This window comes from Vibrio sp. JZG10, from assembly GCF_054064075.1.
In genome coordinates this window covers 1-24,359 of sequence record NZ_JBSUGE010000035.1, presented here as the reverse complement: position 1 = coordinate 24,359, position 24,359 = coordinate 1, and the positions used below count along the sequence as shown (strand labels likewise).

17 protein-coding genes and 2 pseudogenes are annotated in these 24,359 nt (G+C 40.6%); 1 reads left to right on the top strand and 18 read right to left on the bottom strand.

All coding sequences use genetic code 11. The features are described 5' to 3' along the window. Positions 1-343 precede the first annotated feature (343 nt). From ACWYVB_RS23315 to ACWYVB_RS23295, 5 genes and pseudogenes are all read right to left on the bottom strand, one after another. Positions 344-880, bottom strand: a pseudogene (locus ACWYVB_RS23315) (IS5 family transposase); the annotation flags it as partial. Then, positions 876-2,018, bottom strand: coding sequence for a hypothetical protein (locus tag ACWYVB_RS23310; protein ID WP_373273936.1), 1,143 nt, complete (start codon positions 2,016-2,018; stop codon positions 876-878). The gene ACWYVB_RS23310 and the pseudogene ACWYVB_RS23315, both read right to left, overlap by 5 nt. A gap of 121 nt (positions 2,019-2,139) precedes the next feature. After that, positions 2,140-2,970, bottom strand: a complete 831-nt coding sequence (locus tag ACWYVB_RS23305; protein ID WP_153645721.1) for a TnsA endonuclease C-terminal domain-containing protein — start codon at positions 2,968-2,970, stop codon at positions 2,140-2,142. Positions 2,971-3,285: 315 nt separating this feature from the next. Continuing rightward, positions 3,286-4,758: a methyl-accepting chemotaxis protein gene (locus tag ACWYVB_RS23300; RefSeq protein ID WP_194831708.1), complete on the bottom strand. Its 1,473-nt coding sequence runs from the start codon at positions 4,756-4,758 to the stop codon at positions 3,286-3,288. Positions 4,759-4,769: 11 nt separating this feature from the next. Next, on the bottom strand, positions 4,770-5,627 hold the full coding sequence (locus ACWYVB_RS23295) for an ABC transporter substrate-binding protein (RefSeq protein WP_153645722.1): 858 nt from the start codon (positions 5,625-5,627) through the stop codon (positions 4,770-4,772). Positions 5,628-5,864: 237 nt separating this feature from the next. On the opposite strand from ACWYVB_RS23295, the pseudogene ACWYVB_RS23290 reads away from it, so the two are divergent. Continuing rightward, positions 5,865-6,277, top strand: a pseudogene (locus ACWYVB_RS23290) (ISAs1 family transposase); the annotation flags it as partial. Between the two features lie 940 nt (positions 6,278-7,217). Here ACWYVB_RS23290 and ACWYVB_RS23285 read toward each other — a convergent pair. The 13 genes from ACWYVB_RS23285 to ACWYVB_RS23225 form a co-directional block, all read right to left on the bottom strand. Then, the gene (locus ACWYVB_RS23285) at positions 7,218-7,814 is read right to left on the bottom strand and encodes a tyrosine-type recombinase/integrase (protein ID WP_153645723.1); all 597 of its coding nucleotides are present in this window, start codon (positions 7,812-7,814) and stop codon (positions 7,218-7,220) included. Between the two features lie 302 nt (positions 7,815-8,116). Beyond that, positions 8,117-8,923, bottom strand: coding sequence for an endonuclease/exonuclease/phosphatase family protein (locus ACWYVB_RS23280; RefSeq protein ID WP_194831709.1), 807 nt, complete (start codon positions 8,921-8,923; stop codon positions 8,117-8,119). 88 nt (positions 8,924-9,011) lie between these two features. After that, positions 9,012-10,640, bottom strand: a complete 1,629-nt coding sequence (locus ACWYVB_RS23275) for a PTS transporter subunit IIBC (RefSeq protein ID WP_153645724.1) — start codon at positions 10,638-10,640, stop codon at positions 9,012-9,014. A gap of 50 nt (positions 10,641-10,690) precedes the next feature. After that, positions 10,691-12,424 carry a glycoside hydrolase family 13 protein gene (locus ACWYVB_RS23270; RefSeq protein ID WP_004393982.1) on the bottom strand — a complete coding sequence of 578 codons (1,734 nt, stop codon included), beginning with the start codon at positions 12,422-12,424 and terminating at the stop codon, positions 10,691-10,693. A 68-nt stretch (positions 12,425-12,492) separates the two neighbouring features. Continuing rightward, positions 12,493-13,458 carry a LacI family DNA-binding transcriptional regulator gene (locus ACWYVB_RS23265; RefSeq protein ID WP_153645725.1) on the bottom strand — a complete coding sequence of 322 codons (966 nt, stop codon included), beginning with the start codon at positions 13,456-13,458 and terminating at the stop codon, positions 12,493-12,495. A gap of 866 nt (positions 13,459-14,324) precedes the next feature. After that, positions 14,325-14,657, bottom strand: coding sequence for a YnfA family protein (locus ACWYVB_RS23260; protein WP_153645726.1), 333 nt, complete (start codon positions 14,655-14,657; stop codon positions 14,325-14,327). Between the two features lie 415 nt (positions 14,658-15,072). Further along, a complete protein-coding gene (locus tag ACWYVB_RS23255; RefSeq protein ID WP_153645727.1) occupies positions 15,073-16,884 on the bottom strand; it encodes a relaxase family protein in 1,812 nt (603 codons plus the stop codon). Beyond that, on the bottom strand, positions 16,875-17,462 hold the full coding sequence (locus tag ACWYVB_RS23250) for a hypothetical protein (RefSeq protein WP_153645728.1): 588 nt from the start codon (positions 17,460-17,462) through the stop codon (positions 16,875-16,877). The genes ACWYVB_RS23255 and ACWYVB_RS23250 overlap by 10 nt, the downstream gene beginning before the upstream one ends. A 151-nt stretch (positions 17,463-17,613) precedes the next feature. Further along, the gene (locus ACWYVB_RS23245) at positions 17,614-18,438 is read right to left on the bottom strand and encodes a hypothetical protein (RefSeq protein ID WP_153645729.1); all 825 of its coding nucleotides are present in this window, start codon (positions 18,436-18,438) and stop codon (positions 17,614-17,616) included. Between the two features lie 2 nt (positions 18,439-18,440). Further along, positions 18,441-19,721: a tyrosine-type recombinase/integrase gene (locus ACWYVB_RS23240; protein ID WP_457530353.1), complete on the bottom strand. Its 1,281-nt coding sequence runs from the start codon at positions 19,719-19,721 to the stop codon at positions 18,441-18,443. Between the two features lie 580 nt (positions 19,722-20,301). After that, entirely contained in the window at positions 20,302-21,081 is a 780-nt protein-coding gene (locus ACWYVB_RS23235) for a hypothetical protein (protein ID WP_065788139.1), read from the bottom strand. A 2-nt stretch (positions 21,082-21,083) separates the two neighbouring features. After that, positions 21,084-22,418, bottom strand: coding sequence for a tyrosine-type recombinase/integrase (locus tag ACWYVB_RS23230; protein WP_153645730.1), 1,335 nt, complete (start codon positions 22,416-22,418; stop codon positions 21,084-21,086). A gap of 532 nt (positions 22,419-22,950) precedes the next feature. Beyond that, complete coding sequence (locus ACWYVB_RS23225; RefSeq protein WP_457530351.1) at positions 22,951-24,093, bottom strand: hypothetical protein; 1,143 nt, start codon at positions 24,091-24,093, stop codon at positions 22,951-22,953. Positions 24,094-24,359 lie beyond the last annotated feature (266 nt).

Here is a 24,359-nt window from a genome sequence, read left to right as displayed (position 1 = left end):
TCTATGACTGGAGCGAGAGAAGTTAATACTTCTTCTACGGCTTGGTAAAACTCTTTTTGAGCCGGGCTACTGTGTTGTAACGCAACAATAGTATCGTGTATGTGTGACATAGTCCTCTTCCTTGATATGAATAAGTAATCAGTTTATATGAATTTATTACCATTAAATAGTGATTTTGACCAATTCTCAATGGCTATACCTATTCAACTTGAAGATGCAGGTTTCAATATCTGAAAATTATCCGTAATTCTGGATACCAGTGAGCCTGCAACTTTTGGTAATGTCGCATGGCGTTGTTGAACAAATCAGGTGAAGGGCATATCTTGCCTACGTTCTATCAGCATTAGTTTCGAACTGGCATACCTAGTCCTATTACTTTGTTCATGGCTTTGACATTGGCAAGCGCTTCACCTACTTGAGCATTATAATTCCTTAAGCTCAATTGGCCACTCGTTAGCCCTTTGTATCGTGACATTGCCGTTTCAGATAGAGAACGGTCGTGATAACCAGAGTTAATTTTCCATTGAGCCAACGTATCACTTTTTAACGCTTTTACTGCTTCGTTTCTTGGGTGTCCATCATCCCAGAAGCTAGCATTTTTACGTGGCGGTATTAACGGAGTAATGCCTTTTCTTTGTAACACGTTATGGCAACCCTTCGTATCGTATGCACCATCGCCAGAGACTGAACCTATTTTTCTTCGTAATGGATTAAGCAGCGCCGGAAGCACTTCACTATCACCGACATTAACCAAGCTCACTTCAGCACTGATGACTTCATGCGTATCTACATCTACAGCAAGATGCCGTTTACGCCATGTTCTGCGCTTTTCGTTTCCGTGTTTTTTGACTTTCCATTCTCCCTCTCCAAAGACTTTAAGAAATGGCGACACCACGTTTTTTTACGATTGTTCCCGTCACGACACCAGGAGCAAATGGAGTAAAATCTGCTTGCAACGTCTTGAAATTGCGCTCAACAATTCCCTTGGCGTCGCCTCGAAACGGAGGCGTATTTTCAATTCGCACCGAGAAACTTTTTTCGAGATTTTCTATCTGATAGCCCAGTAATTCACCTCTGTCTGCCAAAATAGCATCTGGAAATCCGATAGCGGGCCAATCTTGAGATTCGATTTCTATCCCATATTGACGATATAGCTCGACCTTATCAGTCATAGCAACTTGTAAAGCCAGCATAGCAGCTACATAAGATGGATTCTCAAAACCAATGTAACATCCGACTATCAGACGACTGAATACGTCGATAACGATATAAACAACCGGACGCCCAACAATCCAGCTTCGGTTCACATCGGAAACCACGTAAATATCTGCGATGGTCGCATCAATTTCAAAGCGGGATCCCGGCCCTAAAGCATGCATAGTTGCCGTTCCGGTCAACGGTCGAATATCCTTGTTATAGGAATTTTTATTTGCCCGATTTTTGATTTTTTCTACCTGGGTGTATTCACGCTGATAGAAGTGCTTCATCTGCCAATTGGTTGGAATTTCTGCCTCGTGCACATCAGGAAAATAGGTTTCATACATATCTTTAAAACGCCGGTGTGCGTAGGGAAATGAATATCCTTTTTCAGTTAACAAATACTTCTGAATAGCAATCCTGAATAGCTTTTCGATGAATTCGTCCACATTGACACCAGAGCCTGGGTTATACTTTCTGGGTCGCCCCAATTTTACCTCTCCCGGTATTCGCTTTTTGCCTTTTGCGCCGGAATTTTTGTAATCGGGAAGAAGCGCGTTTACAATCTGCCCCCGCTGCCAGTATTGGCGAATTAGGCGATACAATGTTTGTTTGGTTGTTTTGTGATTAGCCATGACCAGATCAATGGCTTTAGCGCGTTGTTTCGGCTGATAGTATTCTTCAAGATGGATGATAGGGCTTATCAATTTATAGTTTTGATCTCGTTTTACTTGAGCTGTACTATCATCTTCAGGCGAGAGCATGATCAAATAGGAATAGGGGTCTTCGACTCGGTGTAACGATTCATCTTGAATCGCCAAATCCAGCGAATATAAGTCAATAATGCTGGGGAAGGCGCTTTTATTATCGATCGATATCCAAACAAAATTGTCTCCGAATCAGCTCAAAATCCGGAATCGCTCCTTCTCAAACTCCAGAACCTCATTGATTCGAAACATGACGAGCTCCTATTAAATTCCCCATGTTTTCAGCAATGAAATCCTTACCTTTTAGCAAATGGAATGGTTGGGACAACATATCAAAGTAGAAACAGCGATTAGCCAGTAATTGCCTGATTTCATAAATAGAAGAACCATCAGTCTGATTGTAAATACGATCAGTCAACTTGCAGATATCAGTAACCGTTTTATTAGGATTTTGCTGAAAAAGATCACTATAGTATGCAGTCCTGTCTAACAAGACTTCATCATCAATCTCATCCTGCTCAGCCGGGTATATCCAGCTAATATTCTGGACAAGGGTTGGGGATATATCGTTTTCAGAGACCAGAAACCAAGGAACCTTTTTCAGTAACCAATAACGGCGTTCAATTTCCAGTTTTTCAATAACACGGGGATCATTTAAAAAATCAGTATACTTGGCTTGAATGACATACTGTGGAAGTTGGCAATCCAAGCCATCAACCAAAAAATCGGATGACATGTACGTTTTTACACCGGCTTCGGCTGGGTGTTTAATTCCACTATCAAGCGCAATATCAAGCGTTTCTTCGTGCCTAAGTGGGAACTGCTCGCGAATATCGGTTGTTTGGGAATTCCATTCAAGAGTTAAAAATACGGCAAGTTCTAAATCGGATAGCAAATGATGAGTACGCTGGCTTTTATGACCAAAGACACGATGAGAACGGCCATCGGATGGGACATCACGAACCGTTATCCAAGGAAGATAATCAGAGCCGCAGCCATTACCTCGGCCTTCTTTTATCCAGCGCTTATATTTTGTCTCTGAGGGTGCATACTTGCTTTTTGCCATATAAATCATCACATTTTGCTTATAAAACAAGCATAAACGTAACAAATTTAGTACGCAACTTTATTACTCATCGATTTTTATTTTGTGTACATAATCAATTAGTATCAAATTTACCAAAAATTGATAATTCGTGTCACGATACAGATTCGGTACAACAGAATCGCTTGGTGATCACAAGTCTAAGCAGGTCTCTGTAACAAATAAATCCATGTTAAGGAGTTATTAAATTAGAATCTGACGAGTTGAATCCCTACCTTTTCACAGACAAGAAGAGCCCTACGATGAGGGCTCGTAGTCGTTAAGTGTCAGTCCCTATTAGTACTTAAAGCGACTTATCTGATTCGACAAGTCACCAGTGTGATGAGAAATCTCATCAGCTAGAGTTTGCAAGTTAGAGTTAACTGCCTCTAGTTCACCTGCGCTAACATCAAGCTGGTTTATATCTTCTGTAATATTTGCACTTACGTTGGATTGCTCTTCACAAGCAGAGGCCACAGAGTGAACCATGCCATTGATTGAAGATACTGACTCAATAATCACACCAAGCGCAGACTCGATTTCATCTGAACTTTGTTTAGTTTTCTCAATTAATTCTTTTGATTCTTGAGTCGCTTCGAAAGACGCTTTGGTTTCGCTCTGCAGACGTTCAATGATGGACTCAATCTCATTAGTCGATTCATGCGTTTTAGAGGCAAGGGCACGCACTTCATCGGCAACAACCGCAAAACCACGACCACTTTCACCAGCACGTGCGGCTTCAATAGCGGCGTTCAATGCCAGTAGGTTAGTCTGCTCTGCAATTGCTTTGATTACTTCTATCACGCGACCTATGTCTTCACTACTAATGTTAAGTGAGTTAGCACACTCTGCAGCACTTTCTAAGCTGCTAACAAGCTGATCGATATTTTGAGCGTTAAGCTTGATAGTCTCGCCACTCTTATGACTAAGATCTAGCGCTTCGTTAGTTTTCGAAAGTGTGCTGTCCGTGTTTGAAGCAATCTCTTTGATAGCCAAGTTGAATTGCTCAATCTTGCTTAGGCTCTCGTGGGTTAGAGCTGATTGAAGCTGAGTCTTCTGGTTCATCTCATCTCGCAGGCGGCTGATCTCTTGACCGTTAGTACTAAGCTCTGCGGTTGTTTGTGCCGTATCTACGATGATTGATTGTACCGTTTTAACAAATTTGTTGAACGCGCTAGCCAGTTCCGCAACTTCATCATCACCTTGAGCTTTTACACGTGACGTTAGGTCACCACCACCTGCTGCGATATCATTCATTCGATCAGACATCAGTTTAATTGGTGTTACTACGCCTTTATCTAGTACAAAGCCGATTAGCAAAATATTTACGACAACGATCGCAAAGATAATCGCTGACGAAGTCTTAGTCATGTTAGCTAGTTCGTGTCGTTCCGCGGCTCGGTTATAACCAATTTCTACTTCACCAACAGGCAGGTTATCCCACGTGATTTTGATGTTAGCGCGAGATTCAATTTCACGTAGGTTAACTTGAGCCAATGCCTTTCCGTTCTGATCATTAACCTTAATTGAAGATATCAGTGATTTTTGCGCGTAGGCATCAATGATATTGTGAATCAATGATTTGTCATAAACGTAAACAGGCTCTTGCAGAATGACCGCTAATTCACTTTCCATTGCTTGAATGGTCTGTTGTGTTTTTAACTCAATCGAGCTTTTATTGATAAAATACTGTGTTGGTAGTGCGATTGCAGACACTATAGCCATGACGACAGTAACTAGCACCATTATTTTTTTTGTAAGTTTGTTCATATTTAACTCAACTATGGCTGAAGTGGGTTATAGAAGAATCGCTCCGGAATCGAACGAGTTTCACCTGTTAAGTAAGGATTTTCAAGATCGATAATCACTCTGTTCTTGAGATTAGCTTGAGATAGCACAGCTTTAATTTCAGAGTCGTTAAAGAACATTTCATCGTACAAGCCTTCATCGAAAATTTCAGTAATAATTTCAAGCAAGTGCTCAGCGAGATCTGGGTTACTCTTGCTGACAAACAACATATATGGCATGCGGTAACGCAGCATGATGTGGGAATCAACAGTGAGTGGTAGTTCAGGATGAGAGGCAACCTCAGCAAACGGCTCCATTACGCCTCGAGCGAAAAAGTGGCAGCGGTTTCCTGCAAGCATCATTTCAAATATGTTTGGATACTTAAGCGATTTCGCGGTGACTAATCCGTTTGCATCCAAGATGTGAGTATCTGGCCAAGTTTTACCTGTACAGATCTTAAAGCGCATTAAATCGGCTTTGGATTGAACACTAGATAGCAGTTGGCTGTCTTTTTGGTGGATCAAACCTATACGCATTCCAAGCAATCCGCGAAAAATCGGAAAACGCACAGGAATGAATCTCTTTTCAAGATCTGTACTGGTTGCAGTCCATACTATATCAAGCTTTCCAGACTCAAGGTCAGATAGAACTCGAGTGGCTGCAGGCTCACCAGTTTTGGCATAAATATATTCGATGCCGTCAAATCGTTCTGAGCGTTTAACGACTTCCTTGACTAAAGTAAGGTGCAGCTTTTTATCATCAGGTCTACCTGCCACTTTTAAAGGTGCAGCAGAAGCAATTGATGACAAACAAGCTAGCAAGACCAAAGCAATCGATTGTTGAAGCTTCATATATCCTCGTTACTAAATATCTTATCTTGTTGGTATTTATCGGCGGTTATATCATTTACTTGAGTAGAAGTTTATTCTAATCGACGTATTCGCTAAAAAGGGCCATAAGGCCAAAAGTAAACATTTCATTGGGATCATGCGCAGAGTGAGATTGCGAACACTTTTTAACCAAACTCATGATCGATTTGACGATCACATTTAGTTGTGATCATATACTCCCTTTTTAGGGAGAGCACCATGTACATTGACCACTTCAAAGAACATTTTCAAACGATTATCGACCAACGCCAAGGTGCAAAGGTTACATATTGCCTGTTTGAAGTCCTTTTTGGCTCGCTATGTGCGGTGATTGCAGGCGCGAAAGGCTGGTTTGATATTCGTGAATATATTCTCGGTCATCATGATTGGTTTAAGCGTAATGGCCTCTTTGTGAACGGCATTCCTGTTGATGACACTATTGCTCGCATAATATCGACGATTGAACCAGAGTCGTTTCATGAGTGCTTCATCAACTGGATGTCGTCAGTACATACTCTTACCCAAGGTCAAGTCGTTGCGATCGACGCAAAACACTTCGAGGCTCATACAATCGCGAAGATAGGTTGAACACTATTCATATGATCAGTGCTTGGACCGCCAGCGATCTCCTAGACAAATTTCGCCTATTGAAGCGATCTATTTTGAGCCGCCCATGATGAAAGACGAGATGCACCAAATAAGTGCTAACGACAACGTCACCAAACGCAAAAATTGCAAAGAAAATGCAGTTCTTCGACGTTAGTAATGACCGACGGGCAGTTAAACTTTGGAAAATAGTTTAACTTAAAGATAAAAATCAAATCATTCTTAGCGTGAAATACGTTCGTAGGGCTCTTTCTGAGCAAATAATAACAAACTTCGCTTTCTCAATGTCTTTTTCGTAATCCGATTGATTACTCCTTTGGCTCCTGGAACCTCAATCTTAATTTTAAGATCACATGCAGCTGGGTGCGTTCTTTGAGAATACATCTGATTTGCGAAACAAGCTGATTCGTATTTGTACAATAGCCTTTTGAACAGTTGAGCCTTGGTAAACAGACTCATTAGCTAAAATTATCGAAGAAAAGGCACGCTATGAAACATTTTGGGGCAAATCTGAGCTAGCAAAACTTATAGATCATCAAGATTGACATCGATTTCAGGAGAAGTTCTGCCTTTGTTTGATGATTTACCTATCGATTGCATCCTCATACTCTGTCAATTTCTCGGTTCGACGCTTATATGGTTTCGATGTTTTTAGCTCACTCTTTGCTCTGAGGCAGTTAATAGCAAAAGGGAGCGGCAAGTCGTTTTGTCTGGCTATTGTATAAAGCCTTGATAGTTTTTGTTTATATCTTCTACTTGTATAGCGCATAGCAATTACTCCCAATGAACTTTACGTTTAACTCTTTACCTAAAGTTGCTAATTTAGATCGTCCTTATGCTTTCTACACTAAATCTGTTAGAAAAAGTATGTCAAATGACTCTCAGTGGCTTGTTGATATATATGCACACCTAAATTAGAAAGGGGCACAGGCTTTCCAGAGGTATGAAAAGCCCGTATTAGTCATTCTAGCAATCCGTTTGCTCTGAGAGTCTCAGAGCGTCTTCTAGTTCAACGCCAAGATATCTAATAGTGTTATCTAGCTTCGAATGACCAAGTAAAATCTGTACCGCCCTTATGTTTTTCGTTCTGGCATAGATCAGAGTAGCTTTAGTACGACGCATAGAATGCGTACCATAATAGTCTGCATTCAAACCAAGCTTTACAGCCCAGTTCCTGATAATCGTACGATAAAACGAATAACTGATGGCTTGGCCTTTACGGCGACAGCTTGGAAATAGAAAACTACTTGCCTCTAGATGTGCTGAGTAAATCCACCGACTAATACTCTGTTGCGTTCTCGGAGTAATCTCATAGTGTACATCGGTACCTGTTTTTTGCTGGATGCATTGAACCCTCTCATAGATCACGCCTTGCGAAGAAACATCATATACGTGCAGCTTTAGTAGATCACTCGCCCTCAACTTGCTATCAATGGCTAGGTTCAATAGTGCAAGCTGCATTAGGTCGTTTTCAAGCTCTAGCCTAGTTCTGATTCGCCAAATCTCTTCCAACTTGAATGGTCTTTTTGTCCCGCTACATTTTCCTGAAGATAACTTTCTCATGTTGACCTCCTCTTAGGTGTTATTGGTTAACATAAAGTCTGGTTATCGACTACAACTGTTGCAGCAGTTTCGATCGATGTCGATCAGGGCGTGCAGGAACGCCCATGGACATTTCCGTTTTAGCAAGATTGTTAATTTAGTAAAACATGAATTACTGAAAGTATGGAAAAAGTCGCTTACGTGAGTGTTCAGTATCACTGGAGCATATCAAATCCATGACCAACTCCATCTATGTACAGAGCTGTAAAGTATCATAGCTAAAGCTAAAGTCAGTTGCTTTTAACCTTTTAGGCTAATAAATATTAAGCAAGTTCCAATTCCACCAACACCCCAAAGTGGTCCGATACAACCGGATAAAAATCGTTATTAAAAATCACCTGATGCTGCTTTACCACCACAAATTGATTACTAAGGATAAAATCAATCCGTAACGCCTGGCTATTTTGTTCCCAACCATCAATATTTTTAATTACAGTGGTTCCGGTATCTTTTATTTCTGCTATTTCATAACAATCTATCAAACCGCGCTGTAATACATAATCATAACCTTCATTGCGTATATGGCTTGGGTTGTTGAAATCACCTAATAGAAAGCTCAACTCTGTTGATAATGTTGCCTTTATTCGGTTGAACTGATCCTCAAATGGGTTCTCTGAGTCGTTCCACCAGCCACAATGACAATTATATAAATCGAATTCACCTTGTTGAGAATTGACTTTAATACGAACTGATCGCCTATGTTTCCAATAGCTCACATCATAGTTATCATTTAAATCAATGACCTCATGCTCCAGAATGGGCAGTCGGGTCAAAAATGCGAGCCCCTCTTGATATACTTCATAACTTTGGTGGACGAAATCCCACGTAAGTTGATAGTGATACCCGTATTCTATTAGTTTTTGCTGTAATAAATAACCATAGTTATCAGCTAATACTGTGTGATTAGTTAATATATTGGCATCAACAGCCGGGCTATCTTGATGTTGATTCACTTCCTGTAATGCAATCACATCGCACCCTTGTTCGATAATGGCTTGCGCTACCATATCCAACTTTTCTAGCTGTTTCTCTTCTTGCCAACTGTGGGTATTTAGCGTCATTAACTTCATTTATTATTCGCTTATTTAATGTACTGAGATAAAACGCAGCTTAAAGGCTGCGTTTTTCGAGGTTATTTGATCTAAGATAGAGAAAAAATTACGCAGGTTGTGCTGAAAACTTCTCAACTAATCTAGATTTAATGACATCCACTCCAGGACCATAAATAACTTGTACTCCCTGTTCTTTAATCACAGCGCCTAGTGCTCCTGTCGGCTTCCATAACGCATATTCAGCAACCAACTGCGGATCATTAACCGTAATGCGCAAGCGAGTCATACAAGCATCAATCTCAGCAATATTGGTACGGCCACCTAAATTCTGAATAATAATATCCATCTTCTCATCTTCTGACATGGATTCTGAACTGTCATCGAGGTAGTTACCCATGCGGCCCGGTGTTGGCAATTTAAATTTGACAATTAGCACACGGAATAATCCATAGTTAACACCAAAGAAAACAATAGAAACCAATGCGAAACGAACTAAATCACCACCGATGCCCGCTGAAACCATCATGGGTATACGAGTGAATAATTCAATCAAACCAAACGCATGTACACGCAGGTCCATCACATCGACCAACGCAAATGCAACCCCTGTTAATACCGCATGCGCAACATACAAAACAGGAGCAATAAACATAAACATGAATTCAATAGGCTCTGTCACACCGGTTAATAACACAGCAAGACACGCAGATAAAAACATGGGCTTGTATTGTGCGCGCTTATCACTATCAACACAGTGATACATGGCAAGTCCAATACCAATCAATGAAGACGTTGCGATAATAACTTGGCCCGCTTTGAAACGTGCTGGATGTACCGTATCTAATAGATGTTGATAAGTTGTCGAATCGCTTAATTTAAGATTATTTAAATCGCTAACCCAAGCAAGCCATAATGGATCTTGACCATAAACACTTGAGCCTGCATTCGTCCCAGTCAAAAGCTCATAAGTACCACCCAACTCGGTGTAATTCATTGGAATCGTTAAAGTGTGGTGTAAACCAAATGGAAGTAATAAACGCTCTAACGTACCATACAAGAAAGGAGCTGTGATCGGCGCAGTGTCTTTAGAGGTTGCAATCCATTGACCAAAATCATTAAGTGCACCTTGAATTAAAGGCCATACGATTGTTAAAGCAAACGCAATAATCATCGAATAGAAAATAACAACAAAAGGTACAAAACGCTTACCGTTGAAAAATGCTAATGCCTGAGGTAAGCGAGCGAAGTCATGATAACGGTTAAATAAGTTGGCACCTAAATAGCCAGACATAATACCGATAAACACACCCATATTTAGAGCAGGAGCACCCAAAATATTAGTGAAGAATTGAGAGACAGGTAGCTCAGAACCAAATAGGCTCATCACAACCGCCTCTGGATCACTAAACATAGCGTTATCCACGCCCAATATAACCCCAGTGATACGGTTAATTAAGATGAAGGCAATCAGCGCGGCAAATGCTCCTCCTGCACGTTCTTTAGCCCATGAGCCACCAATAGCGACAGCAAATAATAGGTGAAGATTAACTATGATCCCCCAACCTATGTTTTCCATAATAGCGCCTAGTGTTTCAATGGCACCGATACCACCGGCATACATTGCGACCACTTTACCGAGTGATATCATGATACCAGCGGCTGGCATCACCGCGATAACAACGATAAGGGATTTCCCAAATCGTTGCCAAAAATCAAAAGATAGTAACTTACTCATAAATGATTCCATTTTTTAAGTGCAGGGTAGCCCCCTGCGATAAATATAATTTAGTGCTTTCTTGCAAATATATACGCAGCATAAGGTGGGGCAATTTGCGTCGCTATAAAATCTGAGCGAACGTGTTCATTGTTGATATTCTGATTATCAAGCATTAACTCGCCTAATTGCATGCGGTCGATATCAACGATGCTCTCTTGTGGACTTAAATTGGTAATAATGGTCCATGTCATATCTTGTGCAACACGTTGATAAGCATAGATATTAGGGTCGTTAGGTAGCAGCAATTGATAGCGGCCAACCACTAAACTTACATTTGACTTACGCAGAGCAATCAGCTGCTTATAGAAACTCAAAATCGAATTTGGATCTTTCTGTTGTTGCTCAACATTGATATCTGCGTACTGTTGATTGACGGAGAACCAAGGTTGCACCTCAGAAAAACCGGCAAAATCCTGCGCATTCCATTGCATTGGCAAGCGACTGTGGTCGCGAGATACTTGATTTAACAAGGCTAAGATGTCTGCATCGCTTTGACCTTGTTGAGATAGCTTTTGAATTAAATTTCTAGCAGACACATCATTAAATTCATCAAGAGAAGTAAACTGATGATTTACCATACCAATCTCTTGGCCCTGATAAATAAACGGAGTTCCTTTCATCAAGAAATAACAACTCGCTAACGCGGTAGCACTGGCATACCTAGAGGTAGGGTCGGCAAAAGTATCAATGCTACGAGCTTGATCGTGGTTTTCTAAATAAAGCGCATTCCAGCCTTTACCTTCTAATGCATCTTGCCAACGCGATAAAATGCGTTTGAACTCCACTAGATCTAAAGGCACGTTGCTTTGTTCTTCCGACCATAGCTTCATGTGTTCAAACTGAAAAATCATGTTGAAAACACCGCCTTGATCGTGCTCGGTCGCTTCGGCAACCCAAAGTAATGCATTGTCGGCAGTCACCCCATTAGCCTCACCAACTGTCACTATGTTAAAGGGATCAAACGCCTGCTCTTTTAACTCATGCAGATGTTTTTCAATCCCTGCCACATTCATATGATAATCAAACGAAGAGACATACTTTTCACCCTTTGGATTGGGTAAAGAAGGTAAACCTGGTTGTTTCTGAATATGGCTAATTGCATCCACACGGAAGCCATCAATACCACGCTCCAACCACCAATAAATCATTTTAAATAGTGCTTGTTTAACTTCAGGATTTTCCCAATTCAGATCAGGTTGTTTTTTTGAAAATAGGTGCAAGTAGTACTGTGCAGTTTTTTTATCATATTCCCATGCACTGCCATGAAAAATACTTTCCCAGTTGTTTGGGTCGCAAGTCGGTTTTTCAGCGGTAGGCTCACAACCATCACGCCAAATATACCAATCGCGCTTAGGGCTATTTTTGTTATCTCGAGATTCAATGAACCATGGGTGCTCGTCGCTAGTGTGGTTGATCACTAAATCCATAATAATGCGAATGCCACGTTTATGAGCAGCACTGATTAGTTCATCCACATCCTCAAGGGTTCCAAAGTCAGGATGAATCGCTTGATAGTCACTAATATCGTACCCGTTATCATCATTAGGTGATGCATAGAATGGGCAAATCCATATTAAATCAATGCCCAAATCAGCAAGATAATCGAGCTTAGCAATGATGCCATTGATGTCACCAATACCGTCCTGGTTTGTATCATAAAAACTACGGGGATAAATTTGGTAGGCGGTTGCTTTCTTCCACCACGCGAGTGGTTTTGAGTGCATATTAGGAGCGAGTGTCATCGGTTATACTATATGTGTTATCGTTAACACATATAGTTAAGTAGAACCGATTTGGACTCAACACAATTTCAGAGGAATCGTGAGCTTTCTCTCATCTTTATGTCGAATGTGCCTTCAACAGAACTGAAATCGCGCTTGAGCAATTTTTTGACAGCTTGGTAGCCCACTTGATAGTAGTTAAAAGCGACAGTCGTCAGGCTCGGGACTAACAAATCGCTGTAGTCATAGTCACCCATGCCTACAATCCATACGTTATGACCGATCTTGAGTTGCTGTTCTTTGGCGCGACGATATAAACGAATGGCAATATTATCGGTGGCACAAAAGTAGACATGATTAGGCTGTAATTGAACGGCCTGATAGCCAGCTTTGTCCTCCGAGTTGGCTAGGGCTTGTAGTGATAAATTCAACTCAGGGACGGTGTCGGTAATAGTGGCTTGCATCAACTTAGTGCGGCTAGAAAGCATACGCTCATCATAAATATAATGTACGGCAGCCAGCGGTGCCTGCTGCTGTTTTAACTGAGTGATGGTGTGGGAGACGAGGGCTTTAATCGCTTCATGATCGGGGTAATATAAACAGCAATGGTGGGGGGTATTTTTGCCAATAAATACCACATTGTCTAAGGTTCGATAAAAAGTCTCTTCGACACTGTGCTTTGACGCAATAATAATCGTGCCCAATGCATTTAAGCCGTTAAACTCTCTCACAGCTTGGCATTCTGACTCATGGTTAAACCCTGTGGCATGAAACAGCATTCGTACTTGTGATTCATTGGCAGCAGCCAGCGCCCCTTTAATCACTAAACTGGTCGTATATGACTCAATACGAGGCGCGATGAAACCAATAATATTGGATTGGCTACGAATGGAGCGAGCAAATATATTAGGCGTGTAATGACTCTCTTTGACGATGGCATCAATTTTAAGGCGGTTCTCTTCCGAGACATAACCGCCATTAAAGTAACGCGACACAGTCATTGTTGAAATTCCAAGCTGCCTTGAAATCTCAGCCATGGTCATTTTTTTACTCATTACCTATTTCCTTCAATAATGCACTATTGCCATATCTCCAAGTGACTTCAAGATACAGAATTCAGAGTTGAGTCACTTGGGCATAGTATCCAATATATTGGCTAACAACACAGTAAATAAAACTGGGTGGACGTATGAGTGTTTAATTTTCACTCACAAGATTTAGACCTGAACTCAAGACCAGGGAGCGAGCATACCTTGAGCAAGTTATCCCCAATGCTGACGAATAGAATATAGTGGGCTAACAATTTGTAATTCGCGACTTAGCGCTTATGTAATATGAGGTATCTACACGGCCTTTACCATTTTTCACTTGATGCCGTACCATTACATGATGCCTCGTACCGTCAGTCATTCCTCAGCAAGCTCTCCGGGTAACTTGACCTTTAACTGGAATACGAATTGTTCTTCGCTGTGACCATGTTACAACTCTCTGTTTCGTAAATTATTTTCTCTTTGTTTGCTTCAACGGTAGTTTGACATTTGTCCACAATAACTACCATTGATTTGGGCTGGTTGTTATTCACTTGAACAACAATGAGGGCATTTTCTCTGCAATTTCCTCCAGCGTGTCGCGCTGACAATTCAGTGTAATAATAGTGATCGCAGCCATTTTTAAAATAAAAATCATATTCTTCCATCAAATTTACCAATATCGAATTTCTTGTTCTCAATCGACTGTTGACTCAGAACAAGTAGTGGGGCTCTAACGCATTAGACATTACACAGATTAGAAAAAGTAGGTTAAATAACCTCACTATGATTTGTGAGGTTGAGCACAGCTGGCAAGAAATGGGGCAAAACTGAGGTAGTGCTTGCTCATACCCCGACGTTGAAAAGTTTCAATGGTTGAAGAATCAACGTTTTTATACATGCCGTGGGGCGAACATGATGATAGCCATGCCGATCAACGCTACCGTTACACCTACTATGTCCCATAAAGTTGGTCGAATACCATCAACTATCCACAGCCATAGTATTGCTACAAAAATATAAACCCCACCATAAGCAGCATAAACCCTACCAGCCGCTGTTGGGTGAAGAGAAAGTAACCAAGCAAATAGTGCTAAGGATAGAGCTGCTGGTAGTAAAAGCCAGACAGATTTCCCGTCTTTCAACCAGAGATAAGGTAGATAGCACCCCAATATTTCTGCTACTGCTGTAATAAAGAACAACCCGATAGTTTTTACTTCTACCAACTCAACTTCCTCATATTATTTATGACCGACTTAGCACTGAATATGACGATTGTAACGTTCAGCTCTCAATGATGCAGTCTTTTGGCTATTGCTTCAATTTATGAACCCAGACACAACAAAGAACAACTGATTAATTTCTTAAAGGCAACACATCGCTCTGACACACTTCCACCGTTCATCAGAGATAAGTTTTATTAAGGCTACGCAAGTATCTGGGAGCAAATCACTATGATAGATGATAGTTTTACCCCTGATAGGGGGTAAAAATCAGTTTACCCCCTATCAGGGGTAAAACACAGCAAGCTATGATCTTCAATTGGCGCTGATGACATCTCCTCCTTACTAGCACATTATTGGGTATGGTATCTGCACTAGGCTACTAGAAGAGATTTTGTCGCCATAGTTTCAATTCAACTTATCGCTCCAATTCATCTTGCTCATGCGGTTGTGGCTTCGTTAGTTTTTTAAGAACCCGCCTCAAACCGTCTTTCTTCATGCGTGGTATTTTACGTGTTTCATTTCTAATCAAGCGCGATTTCAGCTCACCCTTCAATTTCGGTTCAGAAGCTATAACGTCAAAAGCTCGACTAAGTTCGAGATAGCTATCCCGCTGTCTTTTTGCCAGCTTTCCAGCATGTTCAAGCGGTGTTTCAATTGCTCGATTTGCTGTCTCGTGGATACGGATATTTCGTTTGAGGCTTTCGATAGCCCTTGTAACGCTTCGACTGAGGCTTGGTATTCTTGCTGAATGTTCTGATGTGTCTGAATAATGTCGTTCAGGATTGTTTTGCGTTCGTGTTGATACTGTTCTTGAATTTCTTTTATCGTGTTCAGGTAAAACTCGTTCTGTGTCTCGACCATAACGAGTAAATGCTCGTTTGAAATCTGCTGATTCTTCGTCAATGATGTAATTTGTGAAGCTAATTGCTTCTCGATGTGGCTCATATTCTATTTTTCCTTCGAGTAGAAAACTCATCCATTCCTGGATAAACCTTTTTTGTTGCTCGTGATACAGCTCTAGCGCTAACTTTGCATTTCGTTCCGCTAATGCTTTTCTTTCTTCAATTTGCTTAACCATCTCAAACCCCTTTAGGGATGGGTTGAACTCGGGCATGTGTGCAAAAATAAGCTGAGGTTGCGGTATGTAAAAAGATGGCGTGGCTGTCCAACGAGAGTTCAACGGTAAATAATGCCCTTTTGTTACATTGAGCTTTGATTTACTTTTGTCTAATCCATAATGTTGGATGTTATCATTCGCTCTTCTAGCAATGGCTTTGTCCAGTTTCTCTCTCAATTCAGCTAATCGGTCTTGTTTCCCTTGTACTGGCTCACTTGACAGAATTAATGAGTCTCTAGAACGAAACTGTTCAGTAAACACAAAGCCATGAAGACGCACGTTCTTTTTATCTTTAAAGTGCAAACGTAAGAAGTTGCTCGATTCGCTAACATGGGTAACCCCGACCTTTTCTTTAAACTTATCGCTACTTAGTGCTTGTATAATGGCGGCACGGCTGTTTACTCGATGACTAGTAATCATGTCTTTAATCCAGACATTGATTGCTTTCTTTAGCTTGTGCCGCTTGTCAAAGCCGTTACCGTCTTGTGTAAGCCGTTTATTGAGAGAATCGAGAGGACTCACTAAATCATGCTTAAGATTTAAGTAATCTCGCAATAGATTGAAGTCTTTTTCATGACCTGGTGGGGCGGGGTTGAAAGAAAGCCCCGTAGCAAGGTGAATTCTCGGTATCAAGAAGTGGTTTTCAATATTACTTTGGTGCGTGTGACGCACCCAGTCGATTAGTCGCTCATCTTTAGGAAAACCAGCAAAGCACAACTCTTCAAACAATTCCCGCCACTCTGCTTCAATCTCTGGATTGGCTTGCAACTTCTCTGTATCTTCAAACGCATGAGCAATAACACCGCTGACGTATTTGTGTTTATGTGGGTTATGCTCAATTGCATATTCCACAGCTTTTCGGTTCCCGTTAATTGATTCTGGGGGTGGTTCTCTGCGTTTCCCTTTTTGTTGCTCGAGTATGTAGTCGCACTCCCACTCTGTTTGTATATCGTTCGCATCTCTCGCTAACTTCCGCAATTGGTATGCAGCACTGTACTCTTTCTTTTGGTCATCTGTGAGACTGCATAAAGGACCATATAGGTAGTTAGTTGCAGCTTGTGGATCAGATTGCCCAACACCACTGGTTCGGAAAAATGAAATTACTGCCATGCTTCCACCGACAACGGGTCTACTTTAACTACACGGTAATAGTGATCCACATGTGGTTTCGCTAGAATATTCATGACTCGTAAGTCATGCTGTTCAAAGGCTTTATTAAGTTGGTTCAGCTCAAGGAGTATTTGAATAGCTTCCGCACCAGACTTGTGCGTGTTACACCATTTTACCGTTTGGTTGAGCAGTGTGTTAAAGCGTACGCGCTCATTTATAACTCCAAGCATCTCTTTACGAGTTAGTTCAGTAAACGGGACGATAATTTGAGTTTTGTGTAATGATTCTGAAGTAATTTGAGAAACGGTTTTTCCTGCCTTTTCAGCTTTGTGCTTCCAGATTTTTTTATCCAGCAGAGTGCAATTCATTTCCATTCGAGCACTTTTTGCTTCGCAATAATGATGGTAAAGCGCATCTACTTCAGCGGACTTTAAACCCGTCTCTTTCTTCAAACGGTTTTTGCTGATTTTAATGTTGTGCTCAACACAGTTATCAAGTGATTTTTCGAACAATTCGGTAAGTTTTGGATCGTTAAGATAGTGCTCTGCTATCTGCTTTTTCTTGTATTTTCTAGTCATATTGGTGCCTAATTCTTTAGGTCTGATTATTGTTTGGATTGTTAATTAAGGGGTTTGGGCGCAGCCCAAGCGTTCCTAAGCAGCCGCTTAGACTCCCAACCCGATGAAGCTTCATACGGGGTTGGGGTAACCTTGCTCTTTGGCTTTTACATCAATTTTCCACACTGTCGTCGACATGGAATTCTTCGGATAAACTGGAATCTGCCTCACTCAAATCGCCGAAATACCAATCTGGATGAGCGCTCGTGAGACTTTCGATAAGTTTTGTGTTGTGTTCTTGTAGGCGTTCTTTATCGCGAGTTAATGAAGCGATATGCTCATCTAACATTTTCGTGCGAGTGCGTTCAACCACAAGCTCGTGGTTTACCAACAGTAACGTGTCGAGCTTTTGCTGTTGGTGGTCAATTCGAGACCGATAGTCAGAAGCAACTTGCTCTGATTGAGCAAGTTTATTTTCTAACTCATTGCACTTTTGACTCTGTGAATCAGTTTGCCGTATCTGCTTTTGCAATTCGTCAATGAACTCAACAAGCTCTTTGTTTTCTTTTTCTAATTCATCAATTTGCTTAAGAGATTCTTGGGTATGGGCGCTAACGAGCTGTTGAACCTCACCATCGAAAGCCTTCCAAACGATAGACATTTCGGCTTGAAGTGCAGAAGTCAGTCGCTGCTCAGAGTCAACAAACCACAGCGCTTTATTACGAACGATAGTAGTTGGTTTTGTCGCTTTCCTTAGTATTTTGAAAGCGATCGCTACTCGCCTAAAATCACCACCAACACGCTTTTGAAGCGCTTTTGCTGAAGTGGGTGCTGTGTTTGAATCGCTAAATGCTGAGGCATACTCATCAATGGTTTTACCTTTTTCGGTCGAGTACCCATTTTTTTCCAGTTCAGAGCCGAATCTTTCACGGAGCAATACAAGACTTTCTTCCTGACTGAGTAAGGCAGGAAGAGAGGAAGACAAAGTAGTATTCATAATTACTGTCCACCTTTCAGCGTATCGTCGATAATTTTGTAGATTTGCTCTCTGTGTTCATCATGCTTTGCAGCACGTGCCAATTCGAGTAAGTTTTGTATAAATGCTTTGTCATCACTGGCAATGGACTGCGCTGCTTGCTTAGTTTCAACAATGCCATTGGGTACGACAATGCTGTTTGAATCACCCGTTTTAAATAGTTCTGCTATTGTCCTATCTGCTTTGACTTGCTCTTTCTTCAAACTCACCTTATTACGTTTCGCATAATGCTTTTCTACAATGCTGACGTCTCGATGCCCGAGTAATTCCGCTATCCAAGCTACACTGACTCCACGATTAAAAGGTATCGACGCTCCCGTATGTCGCAATTGATTTGGGCCTCGATGTGCTACGCCTGCTTCTTTGAGAAACCCAGTAAAAAACTGTTTTGCGAATTGTTTGGGGTTTAACCACGGGTGACCAGTTTGCTCATTAAAAAAAACAAACCTGCGTTTTTCTCGTTTAACTGTGATGTTATCTCGTTGTACAACGTCAATAGTTATTGGAGCTTTATCACCCGTTAGTCGTTCGAGTTTGCGGAGTAATTGAGCGGCTTCTGCTGATAACTCAATTGTTCGTTCAGACTCTTCTGTTTTAGTTACTTTGTATTTGTTTAATGGTTTAGCTAAATCAACGTATAATCGACACTTTTCAATCCCGTCTTCTGTATAAAACTCGATATTTTCCCAGCAAGTACAAATGAGTTCGCTGATACGTAATGCCGTTAGAATGGCAAAAGAAGCCATGTCTTTTGCCATCTCATTGTCGGTATCAGTCAACAGTAATAGACGTACTTCATCTTCAGTGAATGGGAATGGATCATCATTGACAACTTTCAGGTTTTTGATTTTTTCCATTAGGTCGTTTTTCTGCTGTTCGGAAGAACAAGCTTTAGCGCAGACGGCTCGTAAGATAGTGTAACAACCGTTAATGACCTTGCCTTTTTTGCCTTGTGTGAGAAGTGTGATTTTGAGTTCATCAATATCTTCGATTGTAAGTTCAGATAGTGGTTTATCACCTAAGTTTAGGATGATATGTCGACCGTGAGTCTTCATTCCGTTCAGTGTTGATTCAGCAACAACAAGCGCTTTAGTATTTAGCTCATGACAAACAGCTTGGGCGACTGAGCTTAGCGGGTAATCATCTTTGTTTAATGAAATGTCAGACTTGCGAGTGCCTTTCCGAGCTTTTTTAATTCGAGACTTCAGGCGAGGGGATTTTTCATTTTTCTTCGTAGGGTTCATTTCTAGACCTATAGAGTGATAGGCCATTAAGGGCGGCTCTTCTGGCGGAGCCTTATTATGTATAATGGTCTGGTTTATTTGCTTATTATCAAACCACAACGTTTCTTTTTACACAATAGTTACGCATAATTAACTTTAATGTAAGTCTATGTATAATAAAGAAAAATATACATATCTGGAATATTTTTCATAGCGTAACTTATTGATATTTATAAGTGTAAGTGCTAACTAACTTATCGTATTATCTTCCCTTGCGAGATTACAACGTTTACCATTAAATTTAATTAATGTGACACAGGTCGCGAAAAATGACGTAGTGCAAATAACTACACTACGTCTTGTGGGGTTCATAGAAGAATAAATATTAGGGTTACAGTGCTGAAGATACTAGCCTTAATAGCTTCGCTGCATTGAACGCTGATATATCATTTTCATAGACTTTAACGTGGTCGCCATACTGCATAAGTAACGGACCATTTTCACCCAGCAGCACCGAGGCGACACTTTTGTTGAAGAGTTTGCTGCATTATATCTAAAGTAAGTTTTGGCGAACCGTCTTGGTTAGTCATCATTTTTCCCCTCAGCTAAAATCTAACAAGTCTAGTAACTCACGATTTGAGTTACATTTGTGAAAAATGGAAAACTCCTCCAGTTTGATAATCTTTCGCACTTTGCGCATTGGACTGGATTCGTTGAGATCATCTATAAGGCATACAGAATGTTGTGTACGATGCGAAAACTCGGTTGCATAGGTACGGACTTCTATATCAACGCTATCTGTATGCGAGAAAAGATGCAGTACCGAGTCAGTTAAGTTCATTTTAAAGCCTGTGTACCTACCAAAACGCGAAATCAAAATAAAGATCATGATGTCAAATACATCTGTCGGGATACCAACAGTAGTTCCACACTTAAACTTGAAGCTATTTAACTGCTTGGAGCCGAGTTGGATTTGTAGATTATCCACAAGATAAGCACCGTTCATAAAATCGCGACGAATTTCGTCTGAGAAATATTGATACACCAAATATGGTAAGCAAAGAGGTTCATTTTCAGTCAGCTTATTGATTTTTAACCAGTCGCGATAAGTATATTCCTCTAGACTGAGAAGGTTCTTAAAGCTACTCACGCTGCCAATCGTAAGCTGAACCTTTTGTACACCGTACTTTGATTCAAAGTCGTGTTGGTTCAAATAAGGATGGATCTGTAGTAGAGATATCGCTGTATCAATAAGGTGAATCTGCTCCATCGCAACCCCCATTGCTAGAAAGCGAGATAGATCGAGTTGATCGCGGTATGAAGCTCCCTCTTCGAGTGCTAGAACAATAGCTTTTCGTAGCGATTGACTGAGTTTTTGCATAATTACCCCTCTAGATCCATTTGGAACGTGCTAACGATTTCAAGCAATTTCTCTAATTTATGTTTCTTCCCATATCGCCCGAAGGTCATGTTCGGATTATTATGACCAACCACCTCGGCTACACTATGTTCTGGAACATCCTGCTCTTTAAGAACATCAATGAATGTGTGGCGTAGTCCATAAGCGGTAGGACGCTTGCCAGCAAGCATACCCAACTTGGTTTGTAGCTTCCCGAATTGCGTTCGATACGTTTTAGTCCAATCTTTATCTGGTCCGAGCGGTGAGTAATCGAATAGAGGGGCATTGCCTTTATGACGGCGGCTTTCGCAAAATATGACGAAATCATCACGAATCTCAGGGTGAAGAGGGACATTTCGAACTGCATGCTCGTTTTTCAAGTGCTGATCTTTGGATTGGTCGGTGACTCGAAAATATGGGATCTCATCATCTACAACAATATCTTGGATATATGGCTGACAAGCTTCGCCAGTGCGTAACCCATGAAAGAGCTGTAGTTTAGTGATCCACTGAAAGTCCAGAGATTGCAGAGTAAACGCTGGACTTTTAATTAGTGATGTCAGTTCATCAGTTGTCCAACGCTCACGTTGTTCAGAGACATGCTTTTTACTTTTGAACTGGGGATTTAAGTCTTGAGCAGGGTTATTAGGAATATATTTCTTTGATTTTAGCCATTTGAAGAACTGCTTACTTGCTGAGAAATAGTCCTTGTTCGTTTTGGTAGAACGTCCTTCAGAGTAGAGCAGATCTATATAACTATCTAGGTCAGAGCTACTGACTGTATTCCGATTTATGCCCTCCTTTTCAAGGAAATTGATGCAGTGACTTATGCGTTGCTCAAGTTGATGGATCGTAAGCTGTCGAACATTACGCTTCTTCTTACTTTCTAGAAATCGCTCAAGCAACTGAGTAAAAGGTACTACTTCGGCAGAGATGCTCTTTACGCTCGGTTCAGTCTCTACAAGGTTAGTTAGATCGATATTACTTGGAATGTCTGAAACAATGTCATCTTCAAAATACGCAACGGTTTCAGGGGTTAGTTTATAGGCTGTTGGCGAACAGAAAGATTTACGCAGCGTCTCCATCTGTTGGTGAAGGACAACCTTAAATTTTGGGAATAATACGGGATTGGTTAAATCAATTTGGCTAATAGCAATCTTAATGCAGGAAGCCATTTTAAAATTGCGCTCTATTGCTTCTGAGCGCTCTTTAGTTAAAAGACTAACTTTGATATCGAAAGGATAACCAAACTCACGTAGTTGTTTAGGGATGCAAATGCGGGTTTGATATACGCCATTAGGCGCTTTTTGTAAGTACATTGTCTCACCTCATTGTCATGAAAGTGATTTGCAGTACTGTAGATACGAAAAAGCCCTTGAAAATCAAGGGCTTAATGCGTAAGAAAAATGGCGGAGAGATAGGGATTTGAACCCTATCTAAGCTTGCTTTCTTAAAAAACATCCTTTTTAACTCAGGACGTTACCCTGATGCATTAAAGTCAGGGTTGAACAAATGTGATTCACATTAACCATAAGCCATTGAATCAGGTTCGTCAATCGAAAGTATAGCGGCACCTTTTGTGATAAACTTATTTTTAGACAGAAACTTCTCAGCAACGATGCTCAATTGGCAAAAGATAAATTAACTCAAGTATGGAAATACTTTGATAGGTAAAAAGAAAGACCTGTAATAATTTATTGTCTACGTAGAGGGTTAGGTAATAGCAGGAACCAGTGCAAATTAACGGCAAGCGATAATAAGTTAGTGTTTCCAGTAGTCTCTTTATGTAGATGCATATATCCGTGTCCAATTTTATAAATTAAACACGGATAATAATTAAGTTTGAAAGATCTATTTATCTGCTAACTCTAAGATTCTGTTAAATGGCTTGCAATGTTCCTCCAGCTTAGTGCTGCATGTTAAAAAGCTAAATGATTTCTTTGGGAGAGACTGATATCGCGCTACAAGGTTCATTTTATTGATTTCGTTTTCATCTTTATACTTAGTGTATGCACCTGAGTAGGATAGATGGTCATACAGGTCAGATAAAGCGAACTCATCAAGTAATAAATCCATGATAATTGACTTTTCATGTTGATTTATTTTGGTAGTACTACCAAAAAACGCATTGTCGCCAATGTCTCTTCCATGCACAACATTAACAGTTATCTGATTGCCTAAGATTATTTGCAGTGCCTCTTGTATTTTGTCGATGGCATCTTTGGTATAAAGAACGGTACAAATATTAAGCACTTCAAGCTCTGAGAATGTATCAAAGAGATTTGTATGATCTTCATCAGTAAAATAAAAATAGTTGTCGTTTGGCCTACTACCTTCACCTATTAAATAGAACTTTAAGGCTCTTTTCACCTGAGATCCAGTAAGAACAAGATCTGTAACAAGAGTTGCTTGCTTCGAATCCTTAGTGAGTGAACGTGGCGTGAATGTGGCAACGCCTCTACCAATTTCGTTGTCGCGATAGAGGATCCTATGTGTACCGTTATAATCAGCAACGTCTTTGAGCAAAAAGAGGTTGCTGTTTGGCGTATCTAGTTCCTTTACTTTGTCTATGAACTTCTGTATCTCATTTTCCAGCATGCATTCGTGTGATCTAATCAAAGTAATTAATGGTTGATGGAACTTCTGTGGTAAGTGGTGAAGCCAATTTCTTAGCCGATCTTCCGCTTCTAATAACGAGATACCATTATGATGTTTCACTATACATGAAGCATCATCAAAACCGTTTAGTGAGGTTATATCTCTAGCCGATGATGTAATGGAAGGGTAACTATGTTGTAACTTCTGTTCTTCTATTAGAACACTGTAACGCTCCCAAAGAGTCGAGTACATGACGCTTAAACAATTAGCTAAGGAAATAATATAAACCGTTTCACCACTTTGATAAGAATAAATATGCTGAGAACCATTTATCAAGGCTAGATGTTTCGTTTCAAACGGTACAACCTCTTTCAGTTTAGGGTTTACTATTAGCACATTGTTGAACGGATAACTTTGAGTATCAATCTTTACAGCTCTTGATGTCAGGAAAGCATTGACTTGAGATAACTTAAAATCTTCAAGCGTGATGCTATTTTTATCAAGTTGACTGTTGGCAATTTGCTCTTTAATTGTCTCTATATAAGTTAAAATATCTTCATGCAGATGGAAAGGTATAGTAGTTAACCGTCATTCCGCAGCCAATTTAGGAATAAACTGCTTCATACAGAACACCAAGAAGCTTAAGCAGCCGAGTCTGATGC

Excerpts from the sequence above, each read along its gene's own strand:
- ACWYVB_RS23280 (WP_194831709.1), bottom strand. The coding sequence starts at position 8,923 with ATGAAGTTAATGACGCTAAATACCCACAGTTGGCAAGAAGAGAAACAG.
- ACWYVB_RS23235 (WP_065788139.1), bottom strand. The coding sequence starts at position 21,081 with ATGCAAAAACTCAGTCAATCGCTACGAAAAGCTATTGTTCTAGCACTC.
- ACWYVB_RS23275 (WP_153645724.1), bottom strand. The coding sequence starts at position 10,640 with ATGAGTAAGTTACTATCTTTTGATTTTTGGCAACGATTTGGGAAATCC.
- ACWYVB_RS23250 (WP_153645728.1), bottom strand. The coding sequence starts at position 17,462 with ATGACTAGAAAATACAAGAAAAAGCAGATAGCAGAGCACTATCTTAAC.
- ACWYVB_RS23300 (WP_194831708.1), bottom strand. The coding sequence starts at position 4,758 with ATGAACAAACTTACAAAAAAAATAATGGTGCTAGTTACTGTCGTCATG.
- ACWYVB_RS23295 (WP_153645722.1), bottom strand. The coding sequence starts at position 5,627 with ATGAAGCTTCAACAATCGATTGCTTTGGTCTTGCTAGCTTGTTTGTCA.
- ACWYVB_RS23255 (WP_153645727.1), bottom strand. The coding sequence starts at position 16,884 with ATGGCAGTAATTTCATTTTTCCGAACCAGTGGTGTTGGGCAATCTGAT.
- ACWYVB_RS23245 (WP_153645729.1), bottom strand. The coding sequence starts at position 18,438 with ATGAATACTACTTTGTCTTCCTCTCTTCCTGCCTTACTCAGTCAGGAA.
- ACWYVB_RS23285 (WP_153645723.1), bottom strand. The coding sequence starts at position 7,814 with ATGAGAAAGTTATCTTCAGGAAAATGTAGCGGGACAAAAAGACCATTC.
- ACWYVB_RS23230 (WP_153645730.1), bottom strand. The coding sequence starts at position 22,418 with ATGTACTTACAAAAAGCGCCTAATGGCGTATATCAAACCCGCATTTGC.
- ACWYVB_RS23305 (WP_153645721.1), bottom strand. The coding sequence starts at position 2,970 with ATGGCAAAAAGCAAGTATGCACCCTCAGAGACAAAATATAAGCGCTGG.
- ACWYVB_RS23265 (WP_153645725.1), bottom strand. The coding sequence starts at position 13,458 with ATGAGTAAAAAAATGACCATGGCTGAGATTTCAAGGCAGCTTGGAATT.
- ACWYVB_RS23270 (WP_004393982.1), bottom strand. The coding sequence starts at position 12,424 with ATGACACTCGCTCCTAATATGCACTCAAAACCACTCGCGTGGTGGAAG.
- ACWYVB_RS23240 (WP_457530353.1), bottom strand. The coding sequence starts at position 19,721 with ATGAACCCTACGAAGAAAAATGAAAAATCCCCTCGCCTGAAGTCTCGA.